Genomic DNA, 23479 nt, shown 5'->3' with positions numbered 1-23479 from the left:
GGTCGATGAGAGCCAGCTCAACCAGGACACCGACTATATCGCCATCGGCCGCCAGGAAGGCGCCAAGCTTGCCTTCGGCGGCGAGCTTCTGAAGCGCGACACGCCCGGCTTCTACCTGCAGCCGGCGCTGTTTACCGAAGCGACGAACGCGATGCGCATTTCTCGGGAAGAGATCTTCGGGCCGGTCGCATCCGTCATCCGGGTCAAGGACTACGATGAGGCGCTCACGGTCGCCAACGACACGCCCTTCGGTCTGTCCTCGGGCATCGCCACCACCAGCCTGAAGCACGCGACCCATTTCAAGCGCAATGCCGAGGCCGGCATGGTGATGGTCAACCTGCCGACGGCGGGCGTCGATTTCCACGTGCCCTTCGGCGGCCGCAAGGGCTCGTCCCACGGCTCGCGCGAGCAGGGGCGCTACGCCGCCGAGTTCTACACCACCGTCAAGACGGCCTACACGCTCGCCTGAAGCACGCCGTCATCGGGCCCGCGTGAACGGTGCGGGCCGCATAAGGAAGGAAGAGATGAAGAAGAAAGCTGAATGGCCGCGCAAGCTGCGTTCGCAGGATTGGTTCGGCGGTACCGGCAAGAATGCCATCATGCACCGCTCCTGGATGAAGAACCAGGGCCTGCCCGCCGACACCTTCGATGGCCGGCCGATCATCGGCATCTGTAACACCTGGTCGGAGCTGACGCCGTGCAACGCGCATCTGCGTGATCTCGCAGAGCGGGTGAAGCGCGGCGTCTACGAGGCCGGTGGCTTTCCGGTCGAATTCCCGGTGTTTTCCGTTGGCGAAAGCACGCTGCGGCCCACGGCGATGATGTTCCGCAATCTCGCGGCCATGGACGTCGAAGAGGCGATCCGCGGCAATCCGGTCGATGGCGTCGTGCTGCTCGGCGGTTGCGACAAGACCACGCCGAGCCTGCTGATGGGGGCTGCCAGCGTTGACATCCCGGTCATCCTCGTTTCTGGCGGCCCGATGCTGAACGGCAAGTGGCGCGGCAAGGATGTCGGCTCGGGCACGGCGATCTGGCAGTTTTCGGAAATGGTGAAGTCCGGCGAGATGTCGCTCGCCGAATTCATGGATGCGGAGCAGGGCATGGCCCGCTCGGCCGGCAGCTGCATGACCATGGGCACGGCCTCGACCATGGCCTCGATGGCCGAAGCGCTCGGCATGACCCTGCCCGGCAATGCGGCGATCCCTGCCGTCGATGCCCGCCGACGGGTGATCTCCCAGCTCTCCGGCCGCCGCATCGTCGACATGGTCAAGGAGGATCTGAAGCCTTCGGATATCCTGACGAAGCAGGCCTTCGAGAACGCCATTCGCGTCAACGGCGCTGTCGGCGGCTCGACCAACGCCGTGCTGCACCTCTTGGCGCTTGCCGGCCGTGTCGGTGTCGACCTCAGTCTCGACGATTGGGATCGCCTCGGCCGCGACGTGCCGACGATCGTCAATCTGCAGCCGTCGGGCAAGTACCTGATGGAGGAGTTCTATTATGCCGGCGGCCTGCCGGTCGTGATCAAGGCCGTGGGCGAAATGGGCCTCCTTCACAAGGATGCTGTGACCGTCACCGGTGACACGATCTGGAACGACGTCAAGGATGTCGTTAACTACAATGACGACGTCATCGTGCCGCGCGACAAAGCGCTGACCAAGTCCGGCGGCATCGCGGTGCTGCGCGGCAATCTTGCGCCCAAGGGCTGCGTGCTGAAGCCGTCCGCCGCATCGCCGCACCTGATGCAGCACAAGGGCCGGGCGGTCGTGTTCGAGAGCATCGAGGACTACCACGCCCGCATCAATCGCGATGATCTCGACATCGACGAGACCTGCGTGATGGTGCTGAAATATTGCGGCCCGAAGGGTTACCCGGGCATGGCCGAGGTCGGCAACATGGGCCTGCCCCCGAAGGTGCTGAAAAAGGGCATTACCGACATGATCCGCATCTCCGATGCGCGCATGTCCGGCACGGCCTACGGTACGGTCATCCTGCACACGGCGCCGGAAGCGGCCGATGGCGGCCCGCTGGCACTGGTTCAAAACGGCGACATGATCGCCGTCGACGTGCCGGCCCGCACCATCCATCTCGATGTCTCCGACGAAGAACTGGCCCGTCGTCGCGCTGCCTGGGTGTCGCCGGTGATGCCGCTCAAGGGTGGTTATGCCGGCCTCTACGTCAAGAGCGTGATGCAGGCCGACACGGGCGCGGATCTCGACTTCCTCGTCGGTCCGCGCGGCGCGGAAATTCCGATGAACCGCGACAGCCACTGACGCTGTCGGCGCGAGAGCGGACAGTTCGCTCTTGTCTTTGGCGCTCAACGCAGCTTGCGTCGTAACAGACGCGCAAAGGCCGCCGTCGCACCGTAATTGCGGTGCGACGGTCCCAGGTGCCAGCGTCGAGGAGGCCGCTGCGAGCTGAGCAGGCTTGGCGCACCCGCAAGCATCGTCGCGGGACGGGACCTGTAACTTTTATGCTCGCACTGACCCGCGACCGTCTTCATCGCTGCAATCAGCCCTAGTCGGCGGGCCTGTTCATCTTCCCTTACCTCTGGGTAACCACTGACCGCGCGGTGCGTATTGGCGTCGCAGCGTCGACGTCATACTTTTCCCCCGCGACGTTGCGTGCCTGCAGGTGGGCGGCCGCGGCAGTGCTCCATTGATCGGAGACGATCGAAGGATAAATGCAGCAGCCGAACAGCCGTCAGCTATCTTGCGGCGAGAAGGAGCATGCGCCTCGGCTTGGCCGTCGGAGCGTGTCGGAACCTATGATCTACGGGAGTGAAGAAGCGTGCCGTTAACAGATCTTATCGATTCGTATTGCGCTGCCTGGTCGTCGGAGGACGCCGAGCATAGGCGGGCGTTGCTGGTGCCGATCTGGGCCGATGGCGCAACGTACACGGACCCGACGGTTCATGCCGCCGGTGCAGAAGAACTGCTCGCGCACATTGCAGGTATTCAGGCTGGGCACCCGGGCGCGCGTATTACTCGGACAAGCGAGGTGGACGTTCATCATGGGATCGCACGCTTCGCCTGGCGATTTGTGATGCCCGACGGATCATCTTTCCCCGAGGGTCTGGACATCGCATTCCTCGATCCCAACGCGACGCGCATTACGCGCATCATCGGTTTTTTCGGGCCATTGGCCAGCCTTCCAGCGTCATCAGACGTCCTTTGATCGGCTAAGAGCCTCAGAGCGATCACCGCACCACTTTCGGTGCGGCGATCCTGTTTGGGTGCCAAGGCCATCGTTTCGAAAAGACACGCCTTCGGCCGCATCTTCGCCCTGTGTTATCCACACCGGGCAAAACCCTCGCTTTTCGGCTGATCCGCTGCAACCGGCAGCAACCCTGCGACGTATCCCCATTGTCGGGGCCATTCCGACCCTGACCTTGTTAGGAGGACGATCATGCGGAGGAATGTATTTGCGTTGTCGCTCGGTCTTCTTGCGACGGTGGCGCTGTCCCAGCCGGCATTTTCACAGAGTGCGAACGGTCTTGGCGTCGGCGTGTCCGTCGGTGGCCCGAGCGGGCTGAACGCCAATGTCGGACTTGGTGGCTCGAACGGCCTTAAGGCCGATGTCGACGCATCGCTCGGCGGCGCAAACGGCGTCAATGCCAACGCAAACGCCTCGATCGGCGGTGCGCAAGGCGTCAACGCCGATGTGCAGGCGAGCGCCGGCGGCGCCAATGGCATCAACGCGGATGCCGATGTCGGCCTTGGCGGCGGAAAAGGGCTCAACACTTCGGTCAATGCCACGGTCGGTGGACGGAATGGCCTGACTGCTGGTCTCAAGGCCAATGCAGGCGGCGGCAACGGCGTCGGGCTTGGGCTCGGCGTGGGAGTTGGAACGGGATCCGGCGGCGGGAGCTCCGGGGGTGGCGGCAGCGTTGGCGGTGGCACCGGAGGCGGTTCGGGAGGCTCGGTTTCACCAGGCGCTTCGATGGCCGCGTTCAATGCACTGCCCGCCGGCGAGCGGGTCAAGCTGATCAAACGCTGTCGCGATGTCGTTGGCGGCGGTTATGACAGCGGGCTGGTTTCGCTCTGCCGCATCCTGCAGGCGAGCGCCTCGCGGTAGTCGGAACATCCGGTAGCTTCGACGGGGCGTCGCCGCCGCCCCGTCTCCGACCTACTGACTCTGATTTTGGCTCTGGCCCCGGGCCTGGCTTTGATTCTGGCTTTGGCTTTGGCTTTGCTGCTGCTGTTCGACCGTGACCGACACCTTCAGCGTCTCCTTCGCCTCGCCGTGGATCAGCCCGGAGATGGGGGCGGCGTCGCGGTAGCAGAGGCCGGAGGCGATGCGGACATAGCGATCATCTGGGCAGATCTTGTTGGCTGCATCGAAGCCGACCCAGCCGAGCCCGTTGAGATGCACCTCGGCCCAGGCATGGCTGGCCGTCTGTTCGGGGTGCCCCTCCATCATCAGGTAGCCCGAGATGTAGCGCGCCGGTAGATCGAGCGAGCGGGCCGCTGCGATCAGGATATGGGCATGGTCCTGGCAGACGCCTTGGCCGCTTTCCAGCGCATCCTCGGCCGTCGTTTCCGCATGAGTCTCGCCGGGTTTGTACGTCACCGCCTCGTGGATCGTCTCCATCAGCGCATGCATGCGGGCGAGGGCGGTGTCACCTTCGGCGGATTTTGCGAGCTCGCGGATGAGCTTTCCGGCCTTGGTAAGCGGTGTTTCGCGTGCAAAGAGCCACAGCGGCACATAAGACTGGTGCGGGCCGAAGACGCCGGCGCGGTCCTCCGTGTGGACCTCGCCGGAGGCCGTGATATGGATCGTTTCGCGGTCGCCGTCGATGCTGACGAGGTGAACACGGTTGCCGAAGTGGTCGTCGTAGTTCACTTCGATCGCAGCGCCATCGACGAGGGTCTCCCAGCCGAGCACGGTCTGGCCCACCTGGGTGAGCGGCGTCAGCCGCAAGCGCTGAAGGGCATACTGCACGGGCTCGTCATAGTGATATTCGGTCGTGTGGCTGATCTTCAGGTGCATGCCATCCTCCGATCTAGAACGCTTCCGGTCAACGGAGTTGTGAAAGCGCTCTATCTCCTTGTTTTTACGCATTCCAAACGCGAAACGGCGTCACACTTTCGCTGGAACTGCTCTAGTAGAATCGGTAGCCGTCGGAGATTTCCTGTCCCAGGCGGTTGTTGTGGCTGATGAACTCTTCGAGATACTCATGCAGCCCCTGATCCATGATGTCCTTGATCGACTGGCTGCGCAGCGACGCAAGCGTCCGGTCGGCCGTCTCGTGGGCGGCATGGCGTTCGCCATACTCCCGCTCGAGATAGCCGAGGTTGCTGGCGATCTTCTCGTAGCAATAGGCAAGCGAGCGCGGCATGCGGCCGTTGGAAATCAGGAAGTCGGCGATGTTGGCGGGGCGAAGTTCGGCGTCATAGACCCAGCCATAGGCGCGATGCGCCGAGACCGAGCGCAGAATCGATTCCCACTGCACATTGTCCATCGACGAGCCGACGGCGGCGACCGCCGGCAGAAGCACGTAGTACTTCACGTCAAGGATGCGGGCGGTGTTGTCGGCCCGTTCGATGAAGGTGCCGATGCGCGAGAAATTGAAGATCTCGTTTCGAAGCATGGTGCCGTGGAAGGCGCCACGGATGAGGCCGGCGCGGCGCTTGATCATGTCGATGATCTCCGGCATGTCCGTCGGGCGCGCCTTCTTCGACAGCATTGCCCTCATCTCGAGATAGCACTCGTTGGTGGCTTCCCAGGTTTCGCGCGTCAGCGCCGTGCGCACCATGCGGGCATTGTGGCGCCCCGCCTCGATGCAGGACATCACGCTTGAGGGATTGGCCCGGTCGCGCAGCAGGAAGTCGATCGCGTCGATGCTCGTCAGCGTTTCGTGCACCTCGTCATAAAGTTCGCGCACGCCCGCACTTTGCAGCACACCGTCCCAGTCGCCCTCCGTTGCCTCGCTGCGGGTCAGCGCCATGCGCAGGCCGGCATCGATCAGCCGGGCGCTGTTTTCGGCGCGTTCGATATAGCGGAACATCCAGTAGAGGCCGTTTGCAGTTCTTCCCAGCATCTCTCAGTCCTCCAGCACCCAGGTGTCCTTGGTCCCGCCACCCTGGCTGGAGTTCACGACGAGCGAACCGGCTTTCAGCGCCACGCGCGTCAGGCCGCCGGGGATGATCTGGACCTTGTCGGAGACGAGGACATAGGGGCGAAGGTCGACGTGCCGGGGCGCGATGCCCTTGTTGACGAGGATCGGCACGGTGGAAAGGGAAAGCGTCGGCTGGGCGATGTAATTGGTCGGGCGGGCTTTCAGCTTCTCGGCGAAGACGGCGCGTTCCTTCCTGGTCGCCGTCGGGCCTACCAGCATGCCGTAGCCGCCGGAGCCGTGGACCTCCTTGACCACCAGCTCTTCCAGATGCTCGAGCACGTATTTGAGGCTCTGCGGCTCGGAACAGCGCCAGGTCGGGACGTTTTCCAAGAGCGGCTTGCGGCCGGTATAGAACTCGACGATCTCGGGCATGTAGGAATAGATCGCCTTGTCGTCGGAAATTCCGGTGCCGGGCGCGTTGGCAATCGTGATGTTGCCGGCGCGGTACACGTCCATGATGCCGGGAATACCGAGGGCGGAATCCGGTCGGAAGGTGAGTGGGTCGAGGAAGTCGTCATCGACGCGGCGGTAGAGCACGTCGATCGCCTCGTAGCCGCGGGTGGTGCGCATCTTCACCTTGCCGTCGATCACCCGCAGGTCCGATCCTTCGACGAGCTCGACGCCCATCTGGTCGGCGAGGAACGCGTGTTCGTAGTAGGCCGAATTGTAGATGCCGGGCGTCAGCACCGCGACGCGCGGCTTGCCGCTGCAGCCGGGAGGTGCGAGCGACGAAAGGCTCTGCCTTAGCAGGTAGGGGTAGTTCTCGACCGGGCGCACGCGGTTTTGATGGAAGAGTTCCGGGAACATCTGCATCATCGTTTCGCGGTTTTCCAGCATGTAGCTGACGCCGGATGGGGTACGCGCGTTATCTTCGAGAACGTAGAACTGGTCTTCGCCGGTTCTGACGATGTCGGTGCCGACGATGTGGGTATAGACGCCGCCCGGCGGGCGGAAACCGATCATCTGCGGCAGGAAGGCTTCGTTCTTCTCGATCAGTTCGCGCGGGATGCGGCCGGCGCGGATGATTTCCTGCTTGTGGTAGATGTCGTCGAGAAAGGCGTTGAGAGCGATGACCCGCTGTTCGATGCCCTGGGCGAGCTTGCGCCATTCGCGGCCGGAGATGATGCGGGGGATGAGATCGAAGGGGATGAGCTTTTCGGAACTGTCTGCGTGTCCGTAGACCGCGAAGGTGATGCCGGTTTTCCGGAAGATGTTCTCGGCGTCCTTGGATTTCGCTATGAGCCGATTTCTGTCCTGGCTGGCATACCAATCATGATAGGTCGAATATGGCTGGCGCGGACTGCTGTCCGCATTCATCATTTCGTCAAATGCCAAAGGCGTGGTCCCCTTATTTTTGACCATTTGAGTACAAGGCTGGTTGCAATGCAAGAAGCGTGCTCAGTCGCCTGAAAAGAAAGTTGGCCACGCCAGAAGCGCCCGTTCGCGGGGAAATCTGCCCAACGACAGGGCAGCCGCATCCGGTCGCAGAAAGTGGTTGCGACCGGGTGGGCAAGAAATATGCACTTGCTCTAAATTTGGACGCGGGCGCCGAAGCTAGCCGAGACCCAGGCAGACGATCGCGAGGACCGCGAGGAGACAGAGCACCAGCAGCGACAATGTGGCGGCAGCACTTGCACGCGGCCCGCAATGGGCGAGCGCGCGGATGTCGACCTCAAGGCCGAGGGCGGCCATCGCGATGACCGTCAGCCAGGTGGAGACCGTCACGGCGTCGGTCGCGAGTGTGTCGGAGATTGCGCCGCTGTTGCGGGCGATCGCAACGGCGAGGAAACCCAGAATGAACCAGGGAACGAAATGGAGGATCGTGGCGAGGCGCGACTTCCGTTGTCCGGGCGCTTTGCATTCCGGCTCGGTATCGCGGCTGCCAATTAGCGAGAAGCAGAAGACGACGGGGCCGAGCATCAGCACGCGCACGAGCTTGACCAGCGTGCCCACCTGGACCGAGAGCGGGCTGAAGGGGCTGGCCGCGGCCAGGACCTGGGGTACGGCATAGACGGTCATGCCGGCAAAGACGCCGTAGCCCTGGGGCGTCATGCCGAGCCAACCGCCGACGAAGGGCAGCGACAGGACGACGGCGATGCCGAGGATGGCGGTAAAAGAAATTGCAGCTGCGACCTCCTCGCCGCGGGCACCGATGGCCGGTGCGACGGCGGCGATCGCCGAGTTGCCGCAGATGGCGTTGCCGCAGGCAATCAAGGTCGCCAGGCGTTTCGGCAGCCCGAGCATGCGCGCAATCAGGTAGCCGGTGGAAATCGACAGAAGAACCATGGCGACGATGGTGACGAGCAGGGTCGGCCCGCTCGCTGCGATCGCGTCGAAGCTCAGCATCGCGCCGATCAGCACGATCGCTGTCTCCAGCAGGACTTTCGCCGAGAAGTGGATGCCGGAGAGGAAGCGGGGGCCGGGTGTCCAGAGGCTGCGGACGATAGCGCCGAGAAGGATCGCGAGAACGAGCGCTTCCAGCCAGGCGCGGCCGGTCCAGCGCCGCTCGATCCATTCCAGACCGATGGCCGCAAGTGCGACGAGACAGCAGAGAAAAAGGCCCGGAAGAATGCACGTCAGGCGGGAGGCGACTGAGGAAAATTGGGAGCGAAATGGGGAATGCGATCTGGACATGGGCGCAAGCTACGCTCATCCATGAATCAGTCTAACGGATTATTCTTGTCATTCTGATCGATTTTTGCGATTGATCTTCCATGACACTCGATCAGCTTAAAATCTTCGTCGCGGTCGCCGAGCGGCTGCACATGACCAAAGCCGCCGAGGCGATGAACGTCACGCAGTCGGCCGCAAGTGCGGCCATCGCGGCGCTCGAAACCCAGCACGACATCAGATTGTTCGATCGCGTCGGCCGCGGCCTGACGCTGACCGATGCCGGCAAGATCTTCCTGCCGGAGGCAAAGGCGGTGCTCGCCCGGGCGCTCGCCGCCACTGCCTGCCTGCGCGATCTCTCGGAGCTTCGCCGCGGCGAACTGTCGATCGCCGCCAGCCAGACGGTCGCGAGCTATTGGCTGCCGTCGCGCCTTGCCCGCTTCACCCACGACTATCCCCAGGTCGATGTGAAGCTCACCGTGCGCAACACGGCCGTCGTCGCCGAGGCGGTGGAAGAGGGCACGGCGCAGCTCGGCTTCGTCGAGGGGCGCGTGGATGGCGCCAAGCTCGACCATCGCCGCGTCGCCGTCGATCGCATCGCCGTCTATGCCGCGCCCTCGCACGCGTTCGTTGGGGCTGCCGTCAATCCGGAAATGCTGCTTTCTGCGCGCTGGGTGCTGCGCGAGGAAGGCTCCGGCACGCGGGCAATGTTCCTGCAATCGATGAATGATCATGGAGCAGACGTCGATCGGCTCAGGATCGAGCTTGAGCTGCCCTCGAACGAGGCGGTGCTGACGGCGGTCGAAAGTGGTCCTTTCGTCACGGCCGTTTCCCGGCTCGCAGCACAACCTTTCGTCGATAGCGGCCGGCTGGTGGAACTGCCGTTCGAACTGGCTGAGCGCAGCTTCGAGCTTTTGACCCACCGCGAGAGGCAGTTCAGCCACGCGGCGCGGGCCTTCGTGGAACTGCTTTGAGGCAAATTCCGTTTTGCTCCAGGGCTTGCCATGCGGGAGACCCCTGGCAATCGCTGCAGGATCTCTTTTTTAAGAGGTGACCATGGTGTTCGAAATCGTCGAGAGACCCGCACAGCGCATTTCCGGATCGTTCTGGGAGGGCACCTTCGGCGAGGCGGCCGATGGTGCCGTTCGCCGGCTGATCGCCGAAATGCAGGGGCATCACCAGCATCTGCATCCAGGCGATCATGCAGCATTGGTCGGCATCTCGTGGAACGATCGCCCGGATGGATTCCGCTATCTCGTCGGCTATGTTTCCGACAAGGCAGAGACGACCGTGCACCCAGGCTTTGTCGACCTGCCGGCCATGCGCTTTGTCACGGCCCTGCATCACCCTGATAGTGGCGACGTCTTTGCCCATTACCAGAGAATGTTCGACTGGATCGCGGCCGAAGGCCACGCGGTCGATACCGCCTTGCTGCACTATCGCGAGGAGTACGATCCCGGTTTCGTCTCGCTGTCGCTATCCTCGCTCAGGCTGATGGTTCCGATTGGCTGATGCTTCCCATCAGAAAAATTGCTTTGACGATCAATACCGGCGCGGATACTTGCATGAGTGCTTAAATCGGAGGGATTTGAGCGCGAAATCAGCGGCAGATCAAAGCGTTACAACGGCCCGACGCGCTTCAGCGAAGGCGGTTCATTGCTTCCACCTGCCGCCGTCATTCCGATAGGCTCACCATGCTCGCCCGTCTGGCTCCCGCCATCTTCGTTCTGCTCTGGTCCACCGGCTGGGTGGTGGCGAAATATGCTGCGGTCTACGCAGATCCGCTGACCTTTCTCGTGTTGCGCTACACGCTGGCGATCGCGCTCTTCATCCTGTTCTGCGTCGTCACCGGCGCACGATGGCCGAAGTCCTGGAAAATGGCCGGTCATGCGATCGTGTCCGGCATGTTCCTGCACGGGCTCTATCTCGGGTCGGTCTGGTGGGCGATCGGCGAGGGCGTGCCGGCCGGCATTTCCGGCATCATCGCCGGCCTGCAGCCGCTGATGACCGCGGTTGCCGCGGCCTTCGTCATCGACGAGAGGCTGAGCACGCAGCAGAAGCTCGGGCTGGTGCTCGGCTTCTTCGGCATTGCGCTTGCCGTCCTGCCGAAGGTGCTGGCGATCGACACGGGGGCGACGCCGATCCACTTTCTGCCTGTGATCATCAACGTGCTCGGCATGGGCGCCGTCACCTATGGCACGCTCTACCAGAAGCGCCATCTGCAGAGCGGTGACATCCGCACCATCGCAGCGCTGCAATATCTCGGCGCGCTGATCGTGACGATCCCGCTGGCGCTGATGCTCGAAGACCTGCACGTCACCTGGAACCTCCAGGTGGTTCTGGCACTTGCCTGGTCGGTTCTCGGGCTCTCGATGGGCGCGATCGCGCTGCTGCTTTATCTGATCCGTCGAGGGCAGGTGTCGCGCGCAGCGTCGCTGATCTATCTCGTGCCGCCGCTTGCCGCCGTGCAGGCGTGGCTCTTCTTCGGCGAAGCGCTGACGCTGCCGATGGTCATCGGCACCATCATTGCCGTTGCTGGCGTCTATCTCACCAACCGCAAGCAGGCGTGAAGCACGACGCGCGAGAGTGTGAAGCGGTTTTGCAATAGCGGCATGCGCTTGGCCCAAAACTAAAACGGCGGGCCGAAGCGACCCGCCGTTCACATTTCAAAGTTCTACGCTGGCTTTTGCGCGCCCGGTTGACGCGCAGCGCCTCGGTCAGCCCTGGTGGCCGCGATTGCCGCCATTGCCCCGACGCTGGCCCTGGCCGCCTTCGCGACGCTCGCCACCGCCGCGGTTTTCGTTGCGGCCGCCATGGTTGCGGTCACGACGGTCGCCTTGCTTCTGGCCGGGACGTCCGTGGTGCTTCTTGCCTTCGTGGTTGCGGTTGCCTTCGCCACGGCCGTCGGTCTGCGGATGGCCGTGATCACGGCGCTCCTGGCGCTGCGGGCGACGCTCGTCGCGCAATAGGTCGTCACCGGTGAAGCCGCTGGTCGCAGCAACCGGTTCGCCGGCCGGACGCTCACGGCGCGGCGGACGGCCGCCGTTCTGGTGGTGACCGCCGCCATTGCCCTTGCGGTGGCCGGCGCCGTTGTTGCCACGGCCGCCGCGGCCCTTGGCCGGACGCGCCTGGTCGGCGGGAGCCTCGCCGCTGGCAACGGCAATGTTGATGCCCATCAGCTTCTCGATGTCGCGCAGCAGGCGGATTTCGTCCGGCGCGCAGAAGGCGATGGCGATGCCGTCGCGGCCGGCGCGCGCGGTGCGGCCGATGCGGTGAACATAGGCATCCGGCACTTCCGGCAGGTCGTAGTTGTAGACGTGAGTAACGCCGGGGATGTCGATGCCGCGGGCGGCGACGTCGGTCGCGACCAGCACGCGGATCTCGCCGTCACGGAAGGCCTTGAGCGCGCGCTCGCGCTGGCCCTGGCTCTTGTTGCCGTGGATCGAGGCGGCCTTGAAGCCGACGTGGTCGAGATGCTTCATCAGCTTCTCGGCGCCATGCTTGGTGCGGCTGAAGATCAGCGACAGGCCGTCCGGGTTCTCTGTCAGCGTCTTCTTCAGGATGGTCGTCTTCAGGTCCTTGCCGGGAACGAAGTGAACATACTGTTCGACCTTGTCGGCAGCCTTGCCCGGAGGCGTGACTTCGACCTTGACCGGGTTGGTCAGGTACTCGCCAGCAAGCTCGGCGATCTGCTTCGGCATGGTGGCCGAGAAGAGCAGCGTCTGGCGGTTCTTCGGCACCAGCTTGGAGATCTTGCGCAGGTCGTGGATGAAGCCGAGGTCGAGCATCTGGTCGGCTTCGTCGAGCACCAGGTAGCGGCCCTGCGTCAGCGTCACCGCCTTGCGGGCGACGAGGTCGAGCAGGCGGCCGGGGGTTGCGACCAGGATGTCGACACCGCGGGCGAGCTGTTCGGTCTGCTTGTTGATCGAGACGCCGCCGACGACAACGCCGATCTTCAGCGGTGACTTCTTGACGAACAGCTTGAGGTTGGCGGCGATCTGGTTGACCAGTTCGCGGGTCGGCGCCAGAACCAGGGCGCGAATGTTGCGCGGATCGGGGCGCTTGCCTTCGGCAACGAGCTTCTCGATCATCGGCAGGCCGAAGGCGGCCGTCTTGCCGGTGCCGGTCTGGGCGAGACCGATGAGATCGTTGCCCTTCAGCACCAGCGGGATCGCCTGAGCCTGGATCGGGGTCGGCTTTTCGAAGCCGTTGGCAGTCAGGGTTTCCAGAATGTGCTCGGAGAGGCCGAGATCTTTAAAGGTGGACAAATGCATATACCTTTTGGGGGCGCCAAACCCATTCGCCGGAACCGCATTGTTGCTGTTCCGGTGTCGTTCGGCGTCAAGAACCCCGCGTGAATTGGGAACTTGTGGGTTGAATTAAGTCGTCAAGCGCCTGTGCTGTACCGCCTATCGCGGTGATATGTGCGCTATCCTTCTTCACGGCTTTCGATGTCTGCCGAGGGCGCGCTCACGCGGCGGCCGGAAGGTGACGCTGGGCACCATGTCGTTGGTTTGGACGAAAAAGTCAAGGTCCATCTTTTCGCAGGTGCGAAATGAGATCTACTCAAGCGCGAGATCGAAGCCCGCTTCTGCCGCTTCCTGGCCGTTGACCAGGATGACGATGCGATGCGCGCCCGGATAATAGCGACGGGTCGTAATGGGCCGGATCGCATGGCGTTTCTCGATCTCGATCGAGGCGCCGGGGACAAGCGTCGCGGATGTCCACTTGAAGACTTTCGGCGAGGTCGCACCGTTTGCCTTGCGATGGTGCACGGCGTAGTCGATCATCACCTTCTGGCTCGTCTCGGCGTCATGGCTTACGGCGAGGCGCAGGCCGAGGCTTTCGCCAAGCACGATGTCCGAACGATCGAGCGAAAGGCGCGCATTGATGCCGGCCGGGGGAGCGAAACCGAAATTGCCGAGCGCGTCCGCGTGCCCCTGCTTCAGCAGCGTGCGCGAGGCGTGGCGCAGAAGCTGGCGGCGCTCCGGCGATGCGTCGCCGATCTGTTCGGCGACGAAAGCAGCCACCAGATCCGAATGGTCCTTGGCGATGTCGTTGAGGCTGTTGGCAACCGAGCGGCGCACATACTCCTCGGGGTCGTCGAGAAGCGCGGTCAGGATCGGCAGGATCGGCTGCGGATCGCGGATGAGCTGCGGCAGTCGCATCGCCCAGGGCAGGCGCGGGCGGGTGCCTTCGCTCGCCAGTCGCCGGACGTGATGGTTGGGATCCTTCGTCCAGTCCCGGATCGTCGCGAGGGCGCGCTCCTGGTCGCGATCGATGAAGACGCGGATGCCGAACTCGGCTGTGAAATGCGGCGTCAGCGCCCGCAACAGCGACAGCGAAAGGTCGAAGTCGTCGAGGCCGCGCAAGGCGACGTACTGGCTGAAGGGCAGCAGCGACCAGCCGCTGATACCGTCCGCGCCGTCGCGAGGAAGGCAGGCGTGGAGGTTGGCGGCCGCCTCCGGAAACGCCTGCGGCAGCGTCTCGACCAGCGCGTCGCGGATCTGCAGCGAGCGCTGCATCAGCTCCAGCGCCTCCAGCCCCTCACCCGCAAGCGCCACGAACCTCTTGCGGTCGAAACCGGCGGCGTTGCGTTCGAGCGCATCGGCGATGGCGATGACGATACCGGGGTGCAGCAGATTCTTCAGTGGTTCGGCCATCGCTCAGGCAGTCCTTTGCTCGTACAATTCCGGGTCGGTCAGATCCTCTGGCCGCCGCTAAAATGCTGCACGAGCATTACCGCGCTGATCGTCGCTGCGTAAGGTGCGAACTCCGGATCGACCCGGACGCGCTCTCCGGCCGATTGCGCAGCCTCCAGTGTCTCCCATTCGACCAGGTCTGCGAACATGCCCGAGGTCTCGCAGGAATCGACCGCGCGCCAGGAGACGAAGCCCGGATAGCGGGAAACGGCCTGCATCGCTCGCTGGCGCGTGGCTGTGGCCGCCGGCCTGTCGGTGACGATGCAGACGGCAAGTTCAAGGATGTGATCGCTGGTCATGATGAGGCTCCCTGTGAGTTGTCGCTTGATTTAACACAGGGCAACTGACAGCCTTATGGCCATTATCGACGGTGCCGTGCTTGTGGACACGCGAGGCGCGCGGTAGCCCTTTTGAACGAAGTCTTGCCGCGGGAGGCCAGGCATGAGACCCGCCGACCGGCTGTTTCGCATCATCCAGCTCCTGCGCGCGAGCGGCCGGGTGATGACGGCGCGCGAGATCGCCGAGAAGATGGAGGTCGCCCAGCGCACCATCTATCGCGACATGGAGCACCTGATCGCCTCCGGCGCGCCGATCGACGGCGAACGCGGTGTCGGCTATCTCCTGCGCGGTGCGTTCGATGCGCCGCCGCTTGCCTTTACCTTCGAGCAGCTCGAAGCGCTCGCTTTCGGCGCCCGCGCCGTGCAGATGCTCGGCGACGGCAGGCTCGCCCAGGCGGCGCGCGAGGCTATGGAGAAGATCGCCCATGGTCTGCCGCCCGACCATCGGCAGCGGCTGACAGCCGCGCCGCTTCGCGCCTTCCGCTCTTCGCTCCAGCCGGAACCGCCGGCGCTGCTCGGCGAGATCCGCCTGGCGATCGCCGGTCGCCGCAAGCTTCGCCTGGCCTATGACAGCCTCAAGGACGAACATTCCGAGCGCACCATCTGGCCGCTCGGCCTCAGCGTCTTCGGCCACTTCTGGCTGCTGACGGGCTGGTGCGAACTGAGGTCGGATTTCCGCGATTTCCGGGTCGACAGGATCAGCACGCTTCATGTCCAGCGCGAGCGTTACGAGGTGACGCCGGAACGCAGCTTCGAAGCCTATATCGCGCGGATGTGACCGGCGCATCCGGCCAAATAATCAGCATCATCGCCACCTTCCGATGGAACCGGATCGCCGCTCGCTCGTTTCCTTTACAGGGTCTTCATGACCCTTCGCGATCCACACCTTTCACTGGGAGACAATCGTGCAGAACCGGACTTGGATACTGGCCGCGGATGGCAACACCGCGCGCATCGTCAAGGGCGTGAACCTGTTGAAGGAAGAGCGCCAGCGGCCGGAGGAGGAGACCTTTCACACCGAACCGAAGCGCGTTCAGGACATCATGGCCGACAAGCCGGGCCGGTCGCATTCGTCCGTCGGACACGGCCGCTCGGCCATGGAATACAAGAGCGATCCCGTTCGCGAGGAGCAGCAGCGCTTTGTTGCGGACGTGGCCGGAAGGCTGGAGAGCTACGCCGCCAACCATGCCTTCGACAGCCTGGTGATTTGCGCAGCACCCCGGACGCTTGGCGATCTCCGCAAGCAGCTTTCCGCCCATGTCCGCGAGCGGACAGTCGCCGAGATCGACCGCAACTGCGTGGCTGCAACCACCGAGCAACTGATCGCAACGGCACGGGCCGCGGTGTTCCCTTAAGGCTCGGCCGCAGCCGGACTTCGTAACGCTTTCCGGTTTACCCAAGGCGTCCCGTCAGAAGTCGGTGGGGACGCCGCCCTCGGCCTTGCGCTTGGCGACAAAGGCATCGAGTTCCTCCTCGATCGCCGGATCGAGGGGCGGGCGCTCGTATTCGTTCAGCTTCTGTTTGAAGATCCGGTTGGCGTGATCGTATGTCGTCGGCCGCCCGGCTTCGGTCCAGGTCTCGAAGTTGCGCCAGTCCGACAGGATCGGTGAATAGAAGGCGGTCTCGTAGCGCTGCAGCGTGTGCAGCGTGCCGAAGTAATGGCCGCCTGGGCCGACGTCGCGCACGGCATCGAGGCCCAGCGCATCTTCGCTGACATCAAGCGGGGTCAGGTATTCCGCCACCATCTGCAACATGTCGACGTCGAGAATGAACTTCTCGAAGGAGGCCGTAAGCCCACCTTCGGTCCAGCCGGCGGCATGCATGACGAAATTGCCGCCCCCTTGCGTCAGCGCCCAGAGCGACATGGCGGATTCGTAGGCCGCTTGAGCGTCCAGCGTATTGGCGGCGTTGGTGTTTGAGGTGCGGTAGGGGATGTTGTAGCGGCGGGCGAGCTGGCCCCCGGCGACCACCGCCTTCATGTATTCCGGCGTGCCGAAGGCGGGCGCTCCGGTCTTCATGTCGACGTTGGAGGTGAAGCCGCCATACATCACAGGTGCGCCGCGCCTGACCATCTGGGTGAAGGCGATGCCGCAGAGCGCTTCGGCGTTCTGCTGGACGAGCGCACCGGCGATCGTCACCGGCGCCATGGCGCCGGCGAGCGTGAAGGGCGTGACCACCACCACCTGGTTGCGCGAGGACATCTCGATGATGCCCTGCAGCATCGGCCCGTCGAGCCGGAGAGGCGAAGAGGTGTTGATGATGGTGAAGAGCGACGGCTCGCGCTCCATCTGCTCCATCGTGATGCCACGGCCGATGCGGGCGATCTCGATGCCGTCGGTGTTGCGCTGCTTGCCCAGCGAATAGACGTGGAACACCTTGTCGGTAAGCTTCACCATGTCGGAGAGGCAATCGAGGTGGCGCACCGAGGCATGGATGTCGACCGGCTCGACCGGATAGCCGCCGGTCGTGTGGACGATGTCATAGGACTGCGCGAGCTTCACCAGCTTTCGGTAGTCTTCCTGGTTGCCGGTGCGGCGGCCGCCGTCCCGGTCTGCGACGAACGGCGCGCTGGCGATCTGGGCGAAGACGAGATTGTTGCCGCCGATCGCGACATTGCGGGCCGGGTTGCGGGCGTGCATGGTGAAGGCCGGAGGAACAGAGGCGATCATGTCCATGATCAGGCCGCGGTCGAAGCGCACCCGGTCGGTGCCGGGCGTCACGTCGGCGCCAGCCGCCTTCATCCGCTCGCGCGCCTCCGGCAGGATAACGTCCATGCCGATCTCTTCGAGGATCGTCAGCGATGCCTCATGCACCGATTCAAGCGCATCATCCGAAAGTACGGTGGATTTCGCCAGCATATTGACAAGATTGAGATATTTCCCGCCGGGAGACTTGCGCACACGCTCGGCGCTGCGCCCGCCCGGGCGGCGTCGGCGCTCCAGCGGCGTCGAGGTTGCGTCGCCGGTTGCTGCATCGGGAAACTGATCGTCGTTCATGAAAGACCCACCGTGTTGCCGATGGGAGTGTGTCGCAGATTCGAGACGGCGATGGCCCGCCATTTGCGACAGTTCAGTTCTCTTGTGGAGTAAAACGCTTGCGCTGACGCATTTCTGCAGTCGGGTGGCGCAACCGTTCAAGACAGGCCGCAATCGCGACGAGCGCTAGGCTCGGTCGCCCCGCAACATCTCGCGTTTGCCGGCAAAACCCTTGCGCTTCTCGACGGCAAAGCCTGCGGCCTGCAAATTGCGTCGGACGAAGCCGGCGGCGGCATAGGTGGCGAAGCTGCCGCCGGGCGTGGTCTTTTCGAAGACCAGCCGCATCAGGTCCTCCGACCACATGTCTGGATTGCGCGACGGCGCGAAGCCGTCGAGATACCAGGCTTCGAACGGGTCTTCCGCGCGGGCGACGCCGCCGAGTGCCGCGCCGCAGACGACCGTGAGGCTGACGCCGTCACCAAAGTCGATCTGGACATCACCATCAGGCTCGGCCGGCCAGCGCGAGGCCAGCGCCTGGCGCTCCGTGTCGATCTCCGGCCAATGGCTGAGGGCGCGCGAAATCTCGTCGGCCGCCATCGGAAAGCGTTCGAAGGACACGAACTGCAGCTGGTCGCCAGCGGCCGCGGTCATCTTCCACTGGCGCCACGTCTCGCAGAAATTGAGCCCGGTACCGAAGCCGAGTTCGCCGATGCGGAAGGTGCCCGCACCGACCCAACGATCGGGCAGGCCGTTGCCCGACAGGAAGACGTGGCCGCACTCCAGCCGCCCGTCGGTGCGGCAATAAAAGTGATCGCCAAACTCCCGGGAATAGGGCATATCGCCCTCGTGCCAATCAAGGTTCTGGTGCGCCGGGGGCTCGATCGGGTCTGCGGATCCTGTCATGGCCAAGGCGATAATCCGCCGGCCGGAGAAGGTCAATCGATGAGCGAGCTTTTGGTCGTCGGCGGCGGCATCATGGGGCTGTGGGCCGCCATTTGCGCCACGCGCAGGGGCATGACCGTACGGGTCGTCGAGCAACAAGCGATCGGCGCAGGCGCCAGCGGTGGCCTTTTGGGCGCGCTCATGCCGCATATGCCGGATCGCTGGAACGATAAGAAACAGTTCCAATTCGACGCGCTTGTGACGCTCGAGGAAGAGATAGCGGCGCTCGAGGCGGAGACAGGGCTTTCGACCGGCTATCGGCGGACGGGTCGTTTGATCCCGCTTGCCAAGCCTCACCTGCGCGATATCGCCCTCCGGCACGAGCAGGATGCACGGAGCCATTGGCGCGCGGCCGACAGGCAGTTCCACTGGCACGTGAAGGACGACGGGCCTGAGGGCTGGCCGGGTGCTGCCGCGGCGGCGCATGGCATGGTCTTCGACACGCTCGCCGCACGGGTTTCGCCGCGTCGCATGCTTGCTGCGCTCCGCACAGCGCTCCTGCAGGCACCGAACGCCTATTTAGACGAGGGCAGGGGCGTGCGCCGGATCGAGCCGGAACGCGGCCGGGCCGAACTCGACGATGGCACCCGGATCGATTTCGAGCATTGCATCATCGCGGCCGGCGTCGGCAGTTTTCAACTGATCGACGACGTGTCGGTGCCGCTGGCGGAAACGAGCGGCACGGCTGTCAAGGGGCAGGCGGCACTGCTGCGGGCGGAGATCGATCCGGCGCTTCCGGTGATCTTTGCCGACGGCGTCTACATTATTGCCCATGACGACGGCCATGTGGCGGTCGGCAGCACCAGCGAAAACAGTTTTGCCGATCCCCTGTCGACGGACCAGCAGCTGGATGAGCTGCTTCGGCGCGCCGTAGCGCTCGCGCCGCGCCTGGCGGGTGCCGAGGTGGTGGAGCGATGGGCAGGGTTGCGCCCGAAAGCGACGGGGCGCGAGCCGATGGCAGGCCGGCATCCGGACCATCCGAACGTCTCGGTCCTGACCGGCGGGTTCAAGGTGAGCTTCGGCATCGCACACCGCCTGGCGCGTTTCGTCGTCGAAGAGATCGCCGGTTCTCCGGCGATCGATATTCCCGATTCTTTCTTCTGCCGGAATCACATAGCCGCACTTCGCGAGAAACATCTTTAGGGCCGGACATGCGAAGGGCCCCGCCCGCGGCGGGACCCGAAAGATCGAAAGTCAGGCATTACATCCAGTAGGGCGGCACGCCGTAGTAGTCGTAGACACGGCGTCCGTTTTCCGCGTTCCAGTCGTATTCTTCGGTGCCGTGATATTTCGGCGCGTTTTCGACCTGATCGCGAGTCACATCAGTGCGATAGCCGCCGAGCTTCTCGTCATAGGTCAGCTTTGCCCAAGGCAATGGATAGTGGTCTTCGCCGAGGCCGAGAAAACCGCCGAAGCCGAGCACCGCATAGGCGACGCGCCCGCTGCGCTTCTCGATGATCACGCGCTCGATCGAGCCGATGTGTTTGTCGTCGGGGCCATAGACCCTCGTGCCTTCAACCTTGTCGCTTGCGATCAGGTCGTGGGTCTCCTTGATCCGGGCGTCCTGAAGGTTCGCATTGTGATAGGTCACGCTTCTTCTCCATCCTTGTTTTCCTACCTTTTAGGAACGGGCGATGGGCCGGATGGTTCCGAAAAACGAGGGGTGACGTTCGCACCGCTGCCGCGCTCATCCCCGGCCGACTTCGTCAATCTGTCACGCAAATCACCTAAGACGCGGCCATTGGACAAGTCGGGGTGAGGGCGGAAAACCGCAGCTATTGCTCATCCTGCGCTGACGGATACCCGGAGCCAGCCGATGCGCTATGCCATTTGTTTTACGCCGCCGATGGCCGACCCGCTTTCCGCGACCGCTGCAAGCTGGCTGGGGCGCAATGTCTATTCCGGGGACCCTGCCGAGTTGCCGTCGGTCGCGGGCTTGAGCGCCGCGGATGTCGCCTATCACACGGCGGTTCCGCGACGCTTCGGCTTTCATGCAGTGATGATGTCGCCGTTCCGCCTGCATCCGGACATGACGGAACCGAAGCTTCTGAAGGCGCTGATGCATTTTGCCGGCGCCCAGACTCCGTTCGAAATCGATCGCCTGGAGGTCGCCCGCATCGGCCGATGCTTCGGGCTGATGCCGCAGGTGCCGAGCACGGCCATGCATCTGCTTGCCGCCAACGTCGTCCAGGAGTTCGACGCCTTCCGCGCGCCGCTCAGCGAAGACGAGATCGAGCGCTCCGATCCGGACAGGCTGACCGCCCCACAGTTCTCCAACTTGCACCGTTGGGGCGATCCGCATGTGATGGACGAATACCGTTTCCACATGATGCTGACCGGTCCGCTTGCGCCAGACGCGATGCGGCGGGTCGAGGCGCCGCTCCGTGACCTGTTCGAGTCCTGCCTATCAAAACCGCTTTCGATCGGCAGCCTTGCGCTGTTTGTCGAGCAGGAGACGGGCGCACCCATGCGGGTGCATTCGCAGCACCCGCTCGGCAAGATCTCGACGAACACGCGCGCAGAGCGGGCGAAGCGGGCCGCCGCCGACCCGTCGCTGGCGCCGCAAGGCGCGGTCCAGCCGCTGCCGCTGATCGTCGCTGCGCTGATGGCGCAGCGCTAATCGGAAACGGACGCGGGCGAAGCTGCAAAGAGCAGCGCTTTCGGATAGGGCAGGCCGAGGTCCGGCATGTCCGCCGGCGCGAAGTAGCACAGCGACTTCGTTTCGCCATCGGTGATCGGCTGCTGGAACCGACGATCCGGCATCGATAGAGGGTAACCACATATTCGACGTGGTCGCCGTTCGGGTAGGTGTAGCGAAACGCTTCTCCGCCGAAGACGCCCAGTATCCGCTCGACCGAGACCGGATAGCCGGTTTCCTCCATGACCTCGCGGATGACCGCATCGACAGGCGTCTCGCCCGGCTCGATCGCGCCGGCAGGCAGGCTCCAGCCTTCGCCACTTGCTTTCTCCTGCAAGAGGACCCGGCCATCGGAATCGACAATGACGGCCGCCACTGACGGGCAGAGAAGCAGGCCGGAACCGACTTTTTCGCGGAGCGCTTGAATGTAGGATTTCATCTCGATGAGGGCCGTTGTCCTTGCCGATCCATTCAACGCTGTTTCGAAAAATCTCTCAACCTCGGGCTCAGCCGAATTTTTCTGGTAATTTCCGTCAGGGCCGTGGCGCTGCCGCTGCCCTGCCTCACGTCATTTCGGTATCGACAATCCGGTCGGCGGTGATACCGTTCCTAAAAATTCGAAGGGTGATTTGATGTCTGAGACTAAGTATCCGCGCGACCTCGTTGGCTACGGCCGCAATCCGCCGAAGGCAAACTGGCCGGGCGATGCGCGCATCGCCGTGCAGTTCGTGCTGAACTACGAAGAGGGCGGCGAAAGCTGCATTCTCGATGGCGACCCAGCGTCCGAGTGCCTGCTGTCGGAAATTGTCGGCGCGCAGCCCTGGGCTGGCCAGCGTAACCTCAACATGGAATCGATCTACGAATACGGTGCCCGTTCCGGCTTCTGGCGGCTGTGGCGCATGTTCACCAGCCGCAACGTCCCGCTGACCGTCTATGGCGTGACGCAGGCCATGGCGCGCAATCCGGAAGCGGTCGCTGCCATGAAGGAAGCCGGCTGGGAAATCGCCAGCCACGGTCTGCGCTGGCTGGAATACAAGGACGTGCCGGAAGAGGTCGAACGCGAGCATATCCGCGAAGTCGTCCGCCTGCACACGGAGCTCACCGGCGAGCGGCCGCTCGGCATCTACCAGGGCAAGCCTTCGGCCAATACGCTGAAGCTGGTGCTGGAGGAGGGCGGGTTCCTTTACTCCTGCGACAGCTACGCCGACGAACTGCCCTACTGGGTGCCGGGTCTTTCGGCCGACAAGCCGCACCTGATCATTCCCTATACGCTTGATGCCAACGATATGCGCTTTGCGACGCCGCAGGGCTTCAACAGCGGCGACCAGTTCTTCAGCTACCTCAAGGACACATTTGACGTGCTCTACGAGGAAGGTCGCCAGGGCGACGCCAAGATGATGAATATCGGCCTTCACTGCCGTCTCGTCGGCCGCCCGGGCCGCGCTGCTGCGCTCGCTCGCTTCATCGACTACGTCATGTCGCACGACAAGGTCTGGGTGCCGCGTCGCATCGACATCGCCAACCATTGGTACCAGCACCACAAGCCGGAAGGGGCGCTCTGATGACCGACCGTGATGCCTTCGTTGCCCGTTTCGGTGGCGTGTTCGAGCACTCGCCCTGGGTTGCCGAACGCGCCTACGACCGAGCCGCGGCGACCGGGCTGACGGCGGGCACGGTGCATTCGGCGCTCTGCCAGGCCTTTCGCACGGCGCTGCCGCGCGAGAAGATGCAGGTGCTGCGCGCGCACCCCGATCTTGCCGGCAAGCTGGCGATCGCCGGTAAGCTGACGGCGGACTCGACGGCGGAGCAGGCGTCTGCCGGCCTCGACCGGCTGACACCAGAGGAGCATGAGCGCTTCACCGCGCTCAACGACGCCTACACGAAAAAATTCGGCTTCCCCTTCATCATCGCGGTGAAGGGGCTGACCAAGGGGCAAATTCTTGCCTCCTTCCAAAGCCGCATTGACAATTCGCCCGAAGAGGAATTTGAAACCGCTTGCGCACAGGTCGAGAAAATCGCCCGCCTGCGCCTGCAGTCGATGATTCCTGGAGACGAAAATGCCTGACAAAACCGTTCGATGCCTGTCCCCGCTCATGAGGAGGGCCCTCGAACTGGATCGGACATCCGCAAGCGCAAAATCGTCTTGCGAGGTCTCC

Annotated in this window: 24 protein-coding genes and 1 pseudogene; 13 read left to right on the top strand and 12 right to left on the bottom strand. The window is 63.8% G+C overall.

The genetic code is table 11. The features are described from left to right. The 4 genes from ASE71_RS37000 to ASE71_RS18660 all read left to right on the top strand — a co-directional run. Positions 1-469: aldehyde dehydrogenase family protein (locus ASE71_RS37000; RefSeq protein ID WP_244497375.1), on the top strand; the 469-nt coding region annotated here is incomplete at its 5' end. A 55-nt stretch (positions 470-524) separates the two neighbouring features. Beyond that, positions 525-2270, top strand: coding sequence for an L-arabinonate dehydratase (gene araD / locus ASE71_RS18670; protein ID WP_034803454.1), 1746 nt, complete (start codon positions 525-527; stop codon positions 2268-2270). A 517-nt stretch (positions 2271-2787) separates the two neighbouring features. Beyond that, the gene (locus tag ASE71_RS18665; RefSeq protein WP_060518842.1) at positions 2788-3174 is read left to right on the top strand and encodes a hypothetical protein; all 387 of its coding nucleotides are present in this window, start codon (positions 2788-2790) and stop codon (positions 3172-3174) included. A 231-nt stretch (positions 3175-3405) separates the two neighbouring features. Continuing rightward, complete coding sequence (locus ASE71_RS18660; RefSeq protein ID WP_060518841.1) at positions 3406-4074, top strand: hypothetical protein; 669 nt, start codon at positions 3406-3408, stop codon at positions 4072-4074. 51 nt (positions 4075-4125) lie between these two features. Here the strand turns inward: ASE71_RS18660 and ASE71_RS18655 are convergent, their stop codons facing one another. From ASE71_RS18655 to ASE71_RS18640, 4 genes are all read right to left on the bottom strand, one after another. Continuing rightward, complete coding sequence (locus ASE71_RS18655) at positions 4126-4989, bottom strand: transglutaminase family protein (protein ID WP_060518839.1); 864 nt, start codon at positions 4987-4989, stop codon at positions 4126-4128. Between the two features lie 112 nt (positions 4990-5101). Next, positions 5102-6040, bottom strand: coding sequence for an alpha-E domain-containing protein (locus ASE71_RS18650; protein WP_034803460.1), 939 nt, complete (start codon positions 6038-6040; stop codon positions 5102-5104). A 3-nt stretch (positions 6041-6043) separates the two neighbouring features. Next, complete coding sequence (locus ASE71_RS18645) at positions 6044-7438, bottom strand: circularly permuted type 2 ATP-grasp protein (protein ID WP_034803477.1); 1395 nt, start codon at positions 7436-7438, stop codon at positions 6044-6046. A 234-nt stretch (positions 7439-7672) separates the two neighbouring features. Then, positions 7673-8752 (bottom strand): YeiH family protein, encoded by a 1080-nt coding sequence (locus tag ASE71_RS18640; RefSeq protein WP_082566322.1) that lies wholly within the window; start codon positions 8750-8752, stop codon positions 7673-7675. Between the two features lie 80 nt (positions 8753-8832). Between ASE71_RS18640 and ASE71_RS18635 the strand changes: the two genes are divergently transcribed. The 3 genes from ASE71_RS18635 to ASE71_RS18625 all read left to right on the top strand — a co-directional run bounded on the left by ASE71_RS18635 (position 8833) and on the right by ASE71_RS18625 (position 11298). Continuing rightward, positions 8833-9702, top strand: a complete 870-nt coding sequence (locus ASE71_RS18635) for a LysR family transcriptional regulator (protein ID WP_060518833.1) — start codon at positions 8833-8835, stop codon at positions 9700-9702. 82 nt (positions 9703-9784) lie between these two features. Next, positions 9785-10240, top strand: coding sequence for a GyrI-like domain-containing protein (locus ASE71_RS18630; protein ID WP_034803463.1), 456 nt, complete (start codon positions 9785-9787; stop codon positions 10238-10240). Between the two features lie 182 nt (positions 10241-10422). After that, positions 10423-11298, top strand: coding sequence for a DMT family transporter (locus ASE71_RS18625; RefSeq protein WP_034803471.1), 876 nt, complete (start codon positions 10423-10425; stop codon positions 11296-11298). Between the two features lie 147 nt (positions 11299-11445). Here ASE71_RS18625 and ASE71_RS18620 read toward each other — a convergent pair whose 3' ends face one another. The 3 genes from ASE71_RS18620 to ASE71_RS18610 form a co-directional block, all read right to left on the bottom strand. Continuing rightward, positions 11446-12996, bottom strand: coding sequence for a DEAD/DEAH box helicase (locus ASE71_RS18620; protein WP_060518966.1), 1551 nt, complete (start codon positions 12994-12996; stop codon positions 11446-11448). Positions 12997-13290: 294 nt separating this feature from the next. Further along, a complete protein-coding gene (locus tag ASE71_RS18615) occupies positions 13291-14391 on the bottom strand; it encodes a DNA alkylation repair protein (RefSeq protein WP_060518831.1) in 1101 nt (366 codons plus the stop codon). A 38-nt stretch (positions 14392-14429) separates the two neighbouring features. After that, entirely contained in the window at positions 14430-14729 is a 300-nt protein-coding gene (locus ASE71_RS18610) for a hypothetical protein (RefSeq protein WP_034789021.1), read from the bottom strand. A 142-nt stretch (positions 14730-14871) separates the two neighbouring features. Between ASE71_RS18610 and ASE71_RS18605 the strand changes: the two genes are divergently transcribed. Continuing rightward, positions 14872-15546, top strand: coding sequence for a helix-turn-helix transcriptional regulator (locus tag ASE71_RS18605; protein ID WP_060518829.1), 675 nt, complete (start codon positions 14872-14874; stop codon positions 15544-15546). 127 nt (positions 15547-15673) lie between these two features. Beyond that, a complete protein-coding gene (locus ASE71_RS18600) occupies positions 15674-16123 on the top strand; it encodes a host attachment protein (protein ID WP_034789016.1) in 450 nt (149 codons plus the stop codon). A gap of 54 nt (positions 16124-16177) precedes the next feature. On the opposite strand, the gene ASE71_RS18595 is transcribed toward ASE71_RS18600, so the two are convergent. Both ASE71_RS18595 and mnmD read right to left on the bottom strand, forming a co-directional pair. Next, positions 16178-17764: a trimethylamine methyltransferase family protein gene (locus ASE71_RS18595; RefSeq protein WP_060518827.1), complete on the bottom strand. Its 1587-nt coding sequence runs from the start codon at positions 17762-17764 to the stop codon at positions 16178-16180. Between the two features lie 165 nt (positions 17765-17929). After that, positions 17930-18646, bottom strand: coding sequence for a tRNA (5-methylaminomethyl-2-thiouridine)(34)-methyltransferase MnmD (gene mnmD / locus ASE71_RS18590; RefSeq protein WP_060518964.1), 717 nt, complete (start codon positions 18644-18646; stop codon positions 17930-17932). Between the two features lie 39 nt (positions 18647-18685). Between mnmD and ASE71_RS18585 the strand changes: the two genes are divergently transcribed. Continuing rightward, positions 18686-19828, top strand: coding sequence for an NAD(P)/FAD-dependent oxidoreductase (locus ASE71_RS18585; RefSeq protein ID WP_060518825.1), 1143 nt, complete (start codon positions 18686-18688; stop codon positions 19826-19828). A 58-nt stretch (positions 19829-19886) separates the two neighbouring features. On the opposite strand, the gene ASE71_RS18580 is transcribed toward ASE71_RS18585, so the two are convergent. Next, positions 19887-20276 (bottom strand): PRC-barrel domain-containing protein, encoded by a 390-nt coding sequence (locus ASE71_RS18580; RefSeq protein ID WP_034789006.1) that lies wholly within the window; start codon positions 20274-20276, stop codon positions 19887-19889. A gap of 225 nt (positions 20277-20501) precedes the next feature. Between ASE71_RS18580 and ASE71_RS18575 the strand changes: the two genes are divergently transcribed. Beyond that, on the top strand, positions 20502-21305 hold the full coding sequence (locus ASE71_RS18575; protein ID WP_060518823.1) for a DUF1045 domain-containing protein: 804 nt from the start codon (positions 20502-20504) through the stop codon (positions 21303-21305). Here the strand turns inward: ASE71_RS18575 and ASE71_RS36995 are convergent. Both ASE71_RS36995 and ASE71_RS36990 read right to left on the bottom strand, forming a co-directional pair. Further along, positions 21302-21448 (bottom strand): hypothetical protein, encoded by a 147-nt coding sequence (locus ASE71_RS36995; protein ID WP_244496850.1) that lies wholly within the window; start codon positions 21446-21448, stop codon positions 21302-21304. The genes ASE71_RS18575 and ASE71_RS36995 overlap by 4 nt on opposite strands. Before the next feature lie 68 nt (positions 21449-21516). Next, positions 21517-21762 (bottom strand): annotated as a pseudogene (locus tag ASE71_RS36990) (NUDIX domain-containing protein); the annotation flags it as partial. A 193-nt stretch (positions 21763-21955) separates the two neighbouring features. On the opposite strand from ASE71_RS36990, the gene puuE reads away from it, so the two are divergent. Together puuE and uraD are read left to right on the top strand one after the other, a co-directional pair. Then, positions 21956-22885 carry an allantoinase PuuE gene (gene puuE, locus ASE71_RS18565; RefSeq protein WP_034789000.1) on the top strand — a complete coding sequence of 310 codons (930 nt, stop codon included), beginning with the start codon at positions 21956-21958 and terminating at the stop codon, positions 22883-22885. After that, a complete protein-coding gene (gene uraD / locus ASE71_RS18560; protein WP_060518819.1) occupies positions 22885-23388 on the top strand; it encodes a 2-oxo-4-hydroxy-4-carboxy-5-ureidoimidazoline decarboxylase in 504 nt (167 codons plus the stop codon). The genes puuE and uraD overlap by 1 nt, the downstream gene beginning before the upstream one ends. Positions 23389-23479: the final 91 nt, after the last annotated feature.

Origin of the sequence: Ensifer sp. Root954 (assembly GCF_001429005.1) — a bacterium.
Classification (GTDB): domain Bacteria; phylum Pseudomonadota; class Alphaproteobacteria; order Rhizobiales; family Rhizobiaceae; genus Ensifer; species Ensifer adhaerens.
The sequence above is the reverse complement of the archived record's forward strand: the minus strand, read 5'-3'. Positions and strand labels throughout refer to the sequence as shown.

Coding starts and splice junctions, on each gene's coding strand:
- araD (WP_034803454.1), top strand. CDS start 525: ATGAAGAAGAAAGCTGAATGGCCGCGCAAGCTGCGTTCGCAGGATTGG.
- ASE71_RS18660 (WP_060518841.1), top strand. CDS start 3,406: ATGCGGAGGAATGTATTTGCGTTGTCGCTCGGTCTTCTTGCGACGGTG.
- ASE71_RS18655 (WP_060518839.1), bottom strand. CDS start 4,989: ATGCACCTGAAGATCAGCCACACGACCGAATATCACTATGACGAGCCC.
- ASE71_RS18650 (WP_034803460.1), bottom strand. CDS start 6,040: ATGCTGGGAAGAACTGCAAACGGCCTCTACTGGATGTTCCGCTATATC.
- ASE71_RS18645 (WP_034803477.1), bottom strand. CDS start 7,438: ATGATGAATGCGGACAGCAGTCCGCGCCAGCCATATTCGACCTATCAT.
- ASE71_RS18640 (WP_082566322.1), bottom strand. CDS start 8,752: ATGTCCAGATCGCATTCCCCATTTCGCTCCCAATTTTCCTCAGTCGCC.
- ASE71_RS18635 (WP_060518833.1), top strand. CDS start 8,833: ATGACACTCGATCAGCTTAAAATCTTCGTCGCGGTCGCCGAGCGGCTG.
- ASE71_RS18630 (WP_034803463.1), top strand. CDS start 9,785: ATGGTGTTCGAAATCGTCGAGAGACCCGCACAGCGCATTTCCGGATCG.
- ASE71_RS18625 (WP_034803471.1), top strand. CDS start 10,423: ATGCTCGCCCGTCTGGCTCCCGCCATCTTCGTTCTGCTCTGGTCCACC.
- ASE71_RS18615 (WP_060518831.1), bottom strand. CDS start 14,391: ATGGCCGAACCACTGAAGAATCTGCTGCACCCCGGTATCGTCATCGCC.
- ASE71_RS18610 (WP_034789021.1), bottom strand. CDS start 14,729: ATGACCAGCGATCACATCCTTGAACTTGCCGTCTGCATCGTCACCGAC.
- ASE71_RS18605 (WP_060518829.1), top strand. CDS start 14,872: ATGAGACCCGCCGACCGGCTGTTTCGCATCATCCAGCTCCTGCGCGCG.
- ASE71_RS18595 (WP_060518827.1), bottom strand. CDS start 17,764: ATGAACGACGATCAGTTTCCCGATGCAGCAACCGGCGACGCAACCTCG.
- mnmD (WP_060518964.1), bottom strand. CDS start 18,646: ATGACAGGATCCGCAGACCCGATCGAGCCCCCGGCGCACCAGAACCTT.
- ASE71_RS18585 (WP_060518825.1), top strand. CDS start 18,686: ATGAGCGAGCTTTTGGTCGTCGGCGGCGGCATCATGGGGCTGTGGGCC.
- ASE71_RS18575 (WP_060518823.1), top strand. CDS start 20,502: ATGCGCTATGCCATTTGTTTTACGCCGCCGATGGCCGACCCGCTTTCC.
- ASE71_RS36995 (WP_244496850.1), bottom strand. CDS start 21,448: ATGCCGGATCGTCGGTTCCAGCAGCCGATCACCGATGGCGAAACGAAG.
- puuE (WP_034789000.1), top strand. CDS start 21,956: ATGTCTGAGACTAAGTATCCGCGCGACCTCGTTGGCTACGGCCGCAAT.
- uraD (WP_060518819.1), top strand. CDS start 22,885: ATGACCGACCGTGATGCCTTCGTTGCCCGTTTCGGTGGCGTGTTCGAG.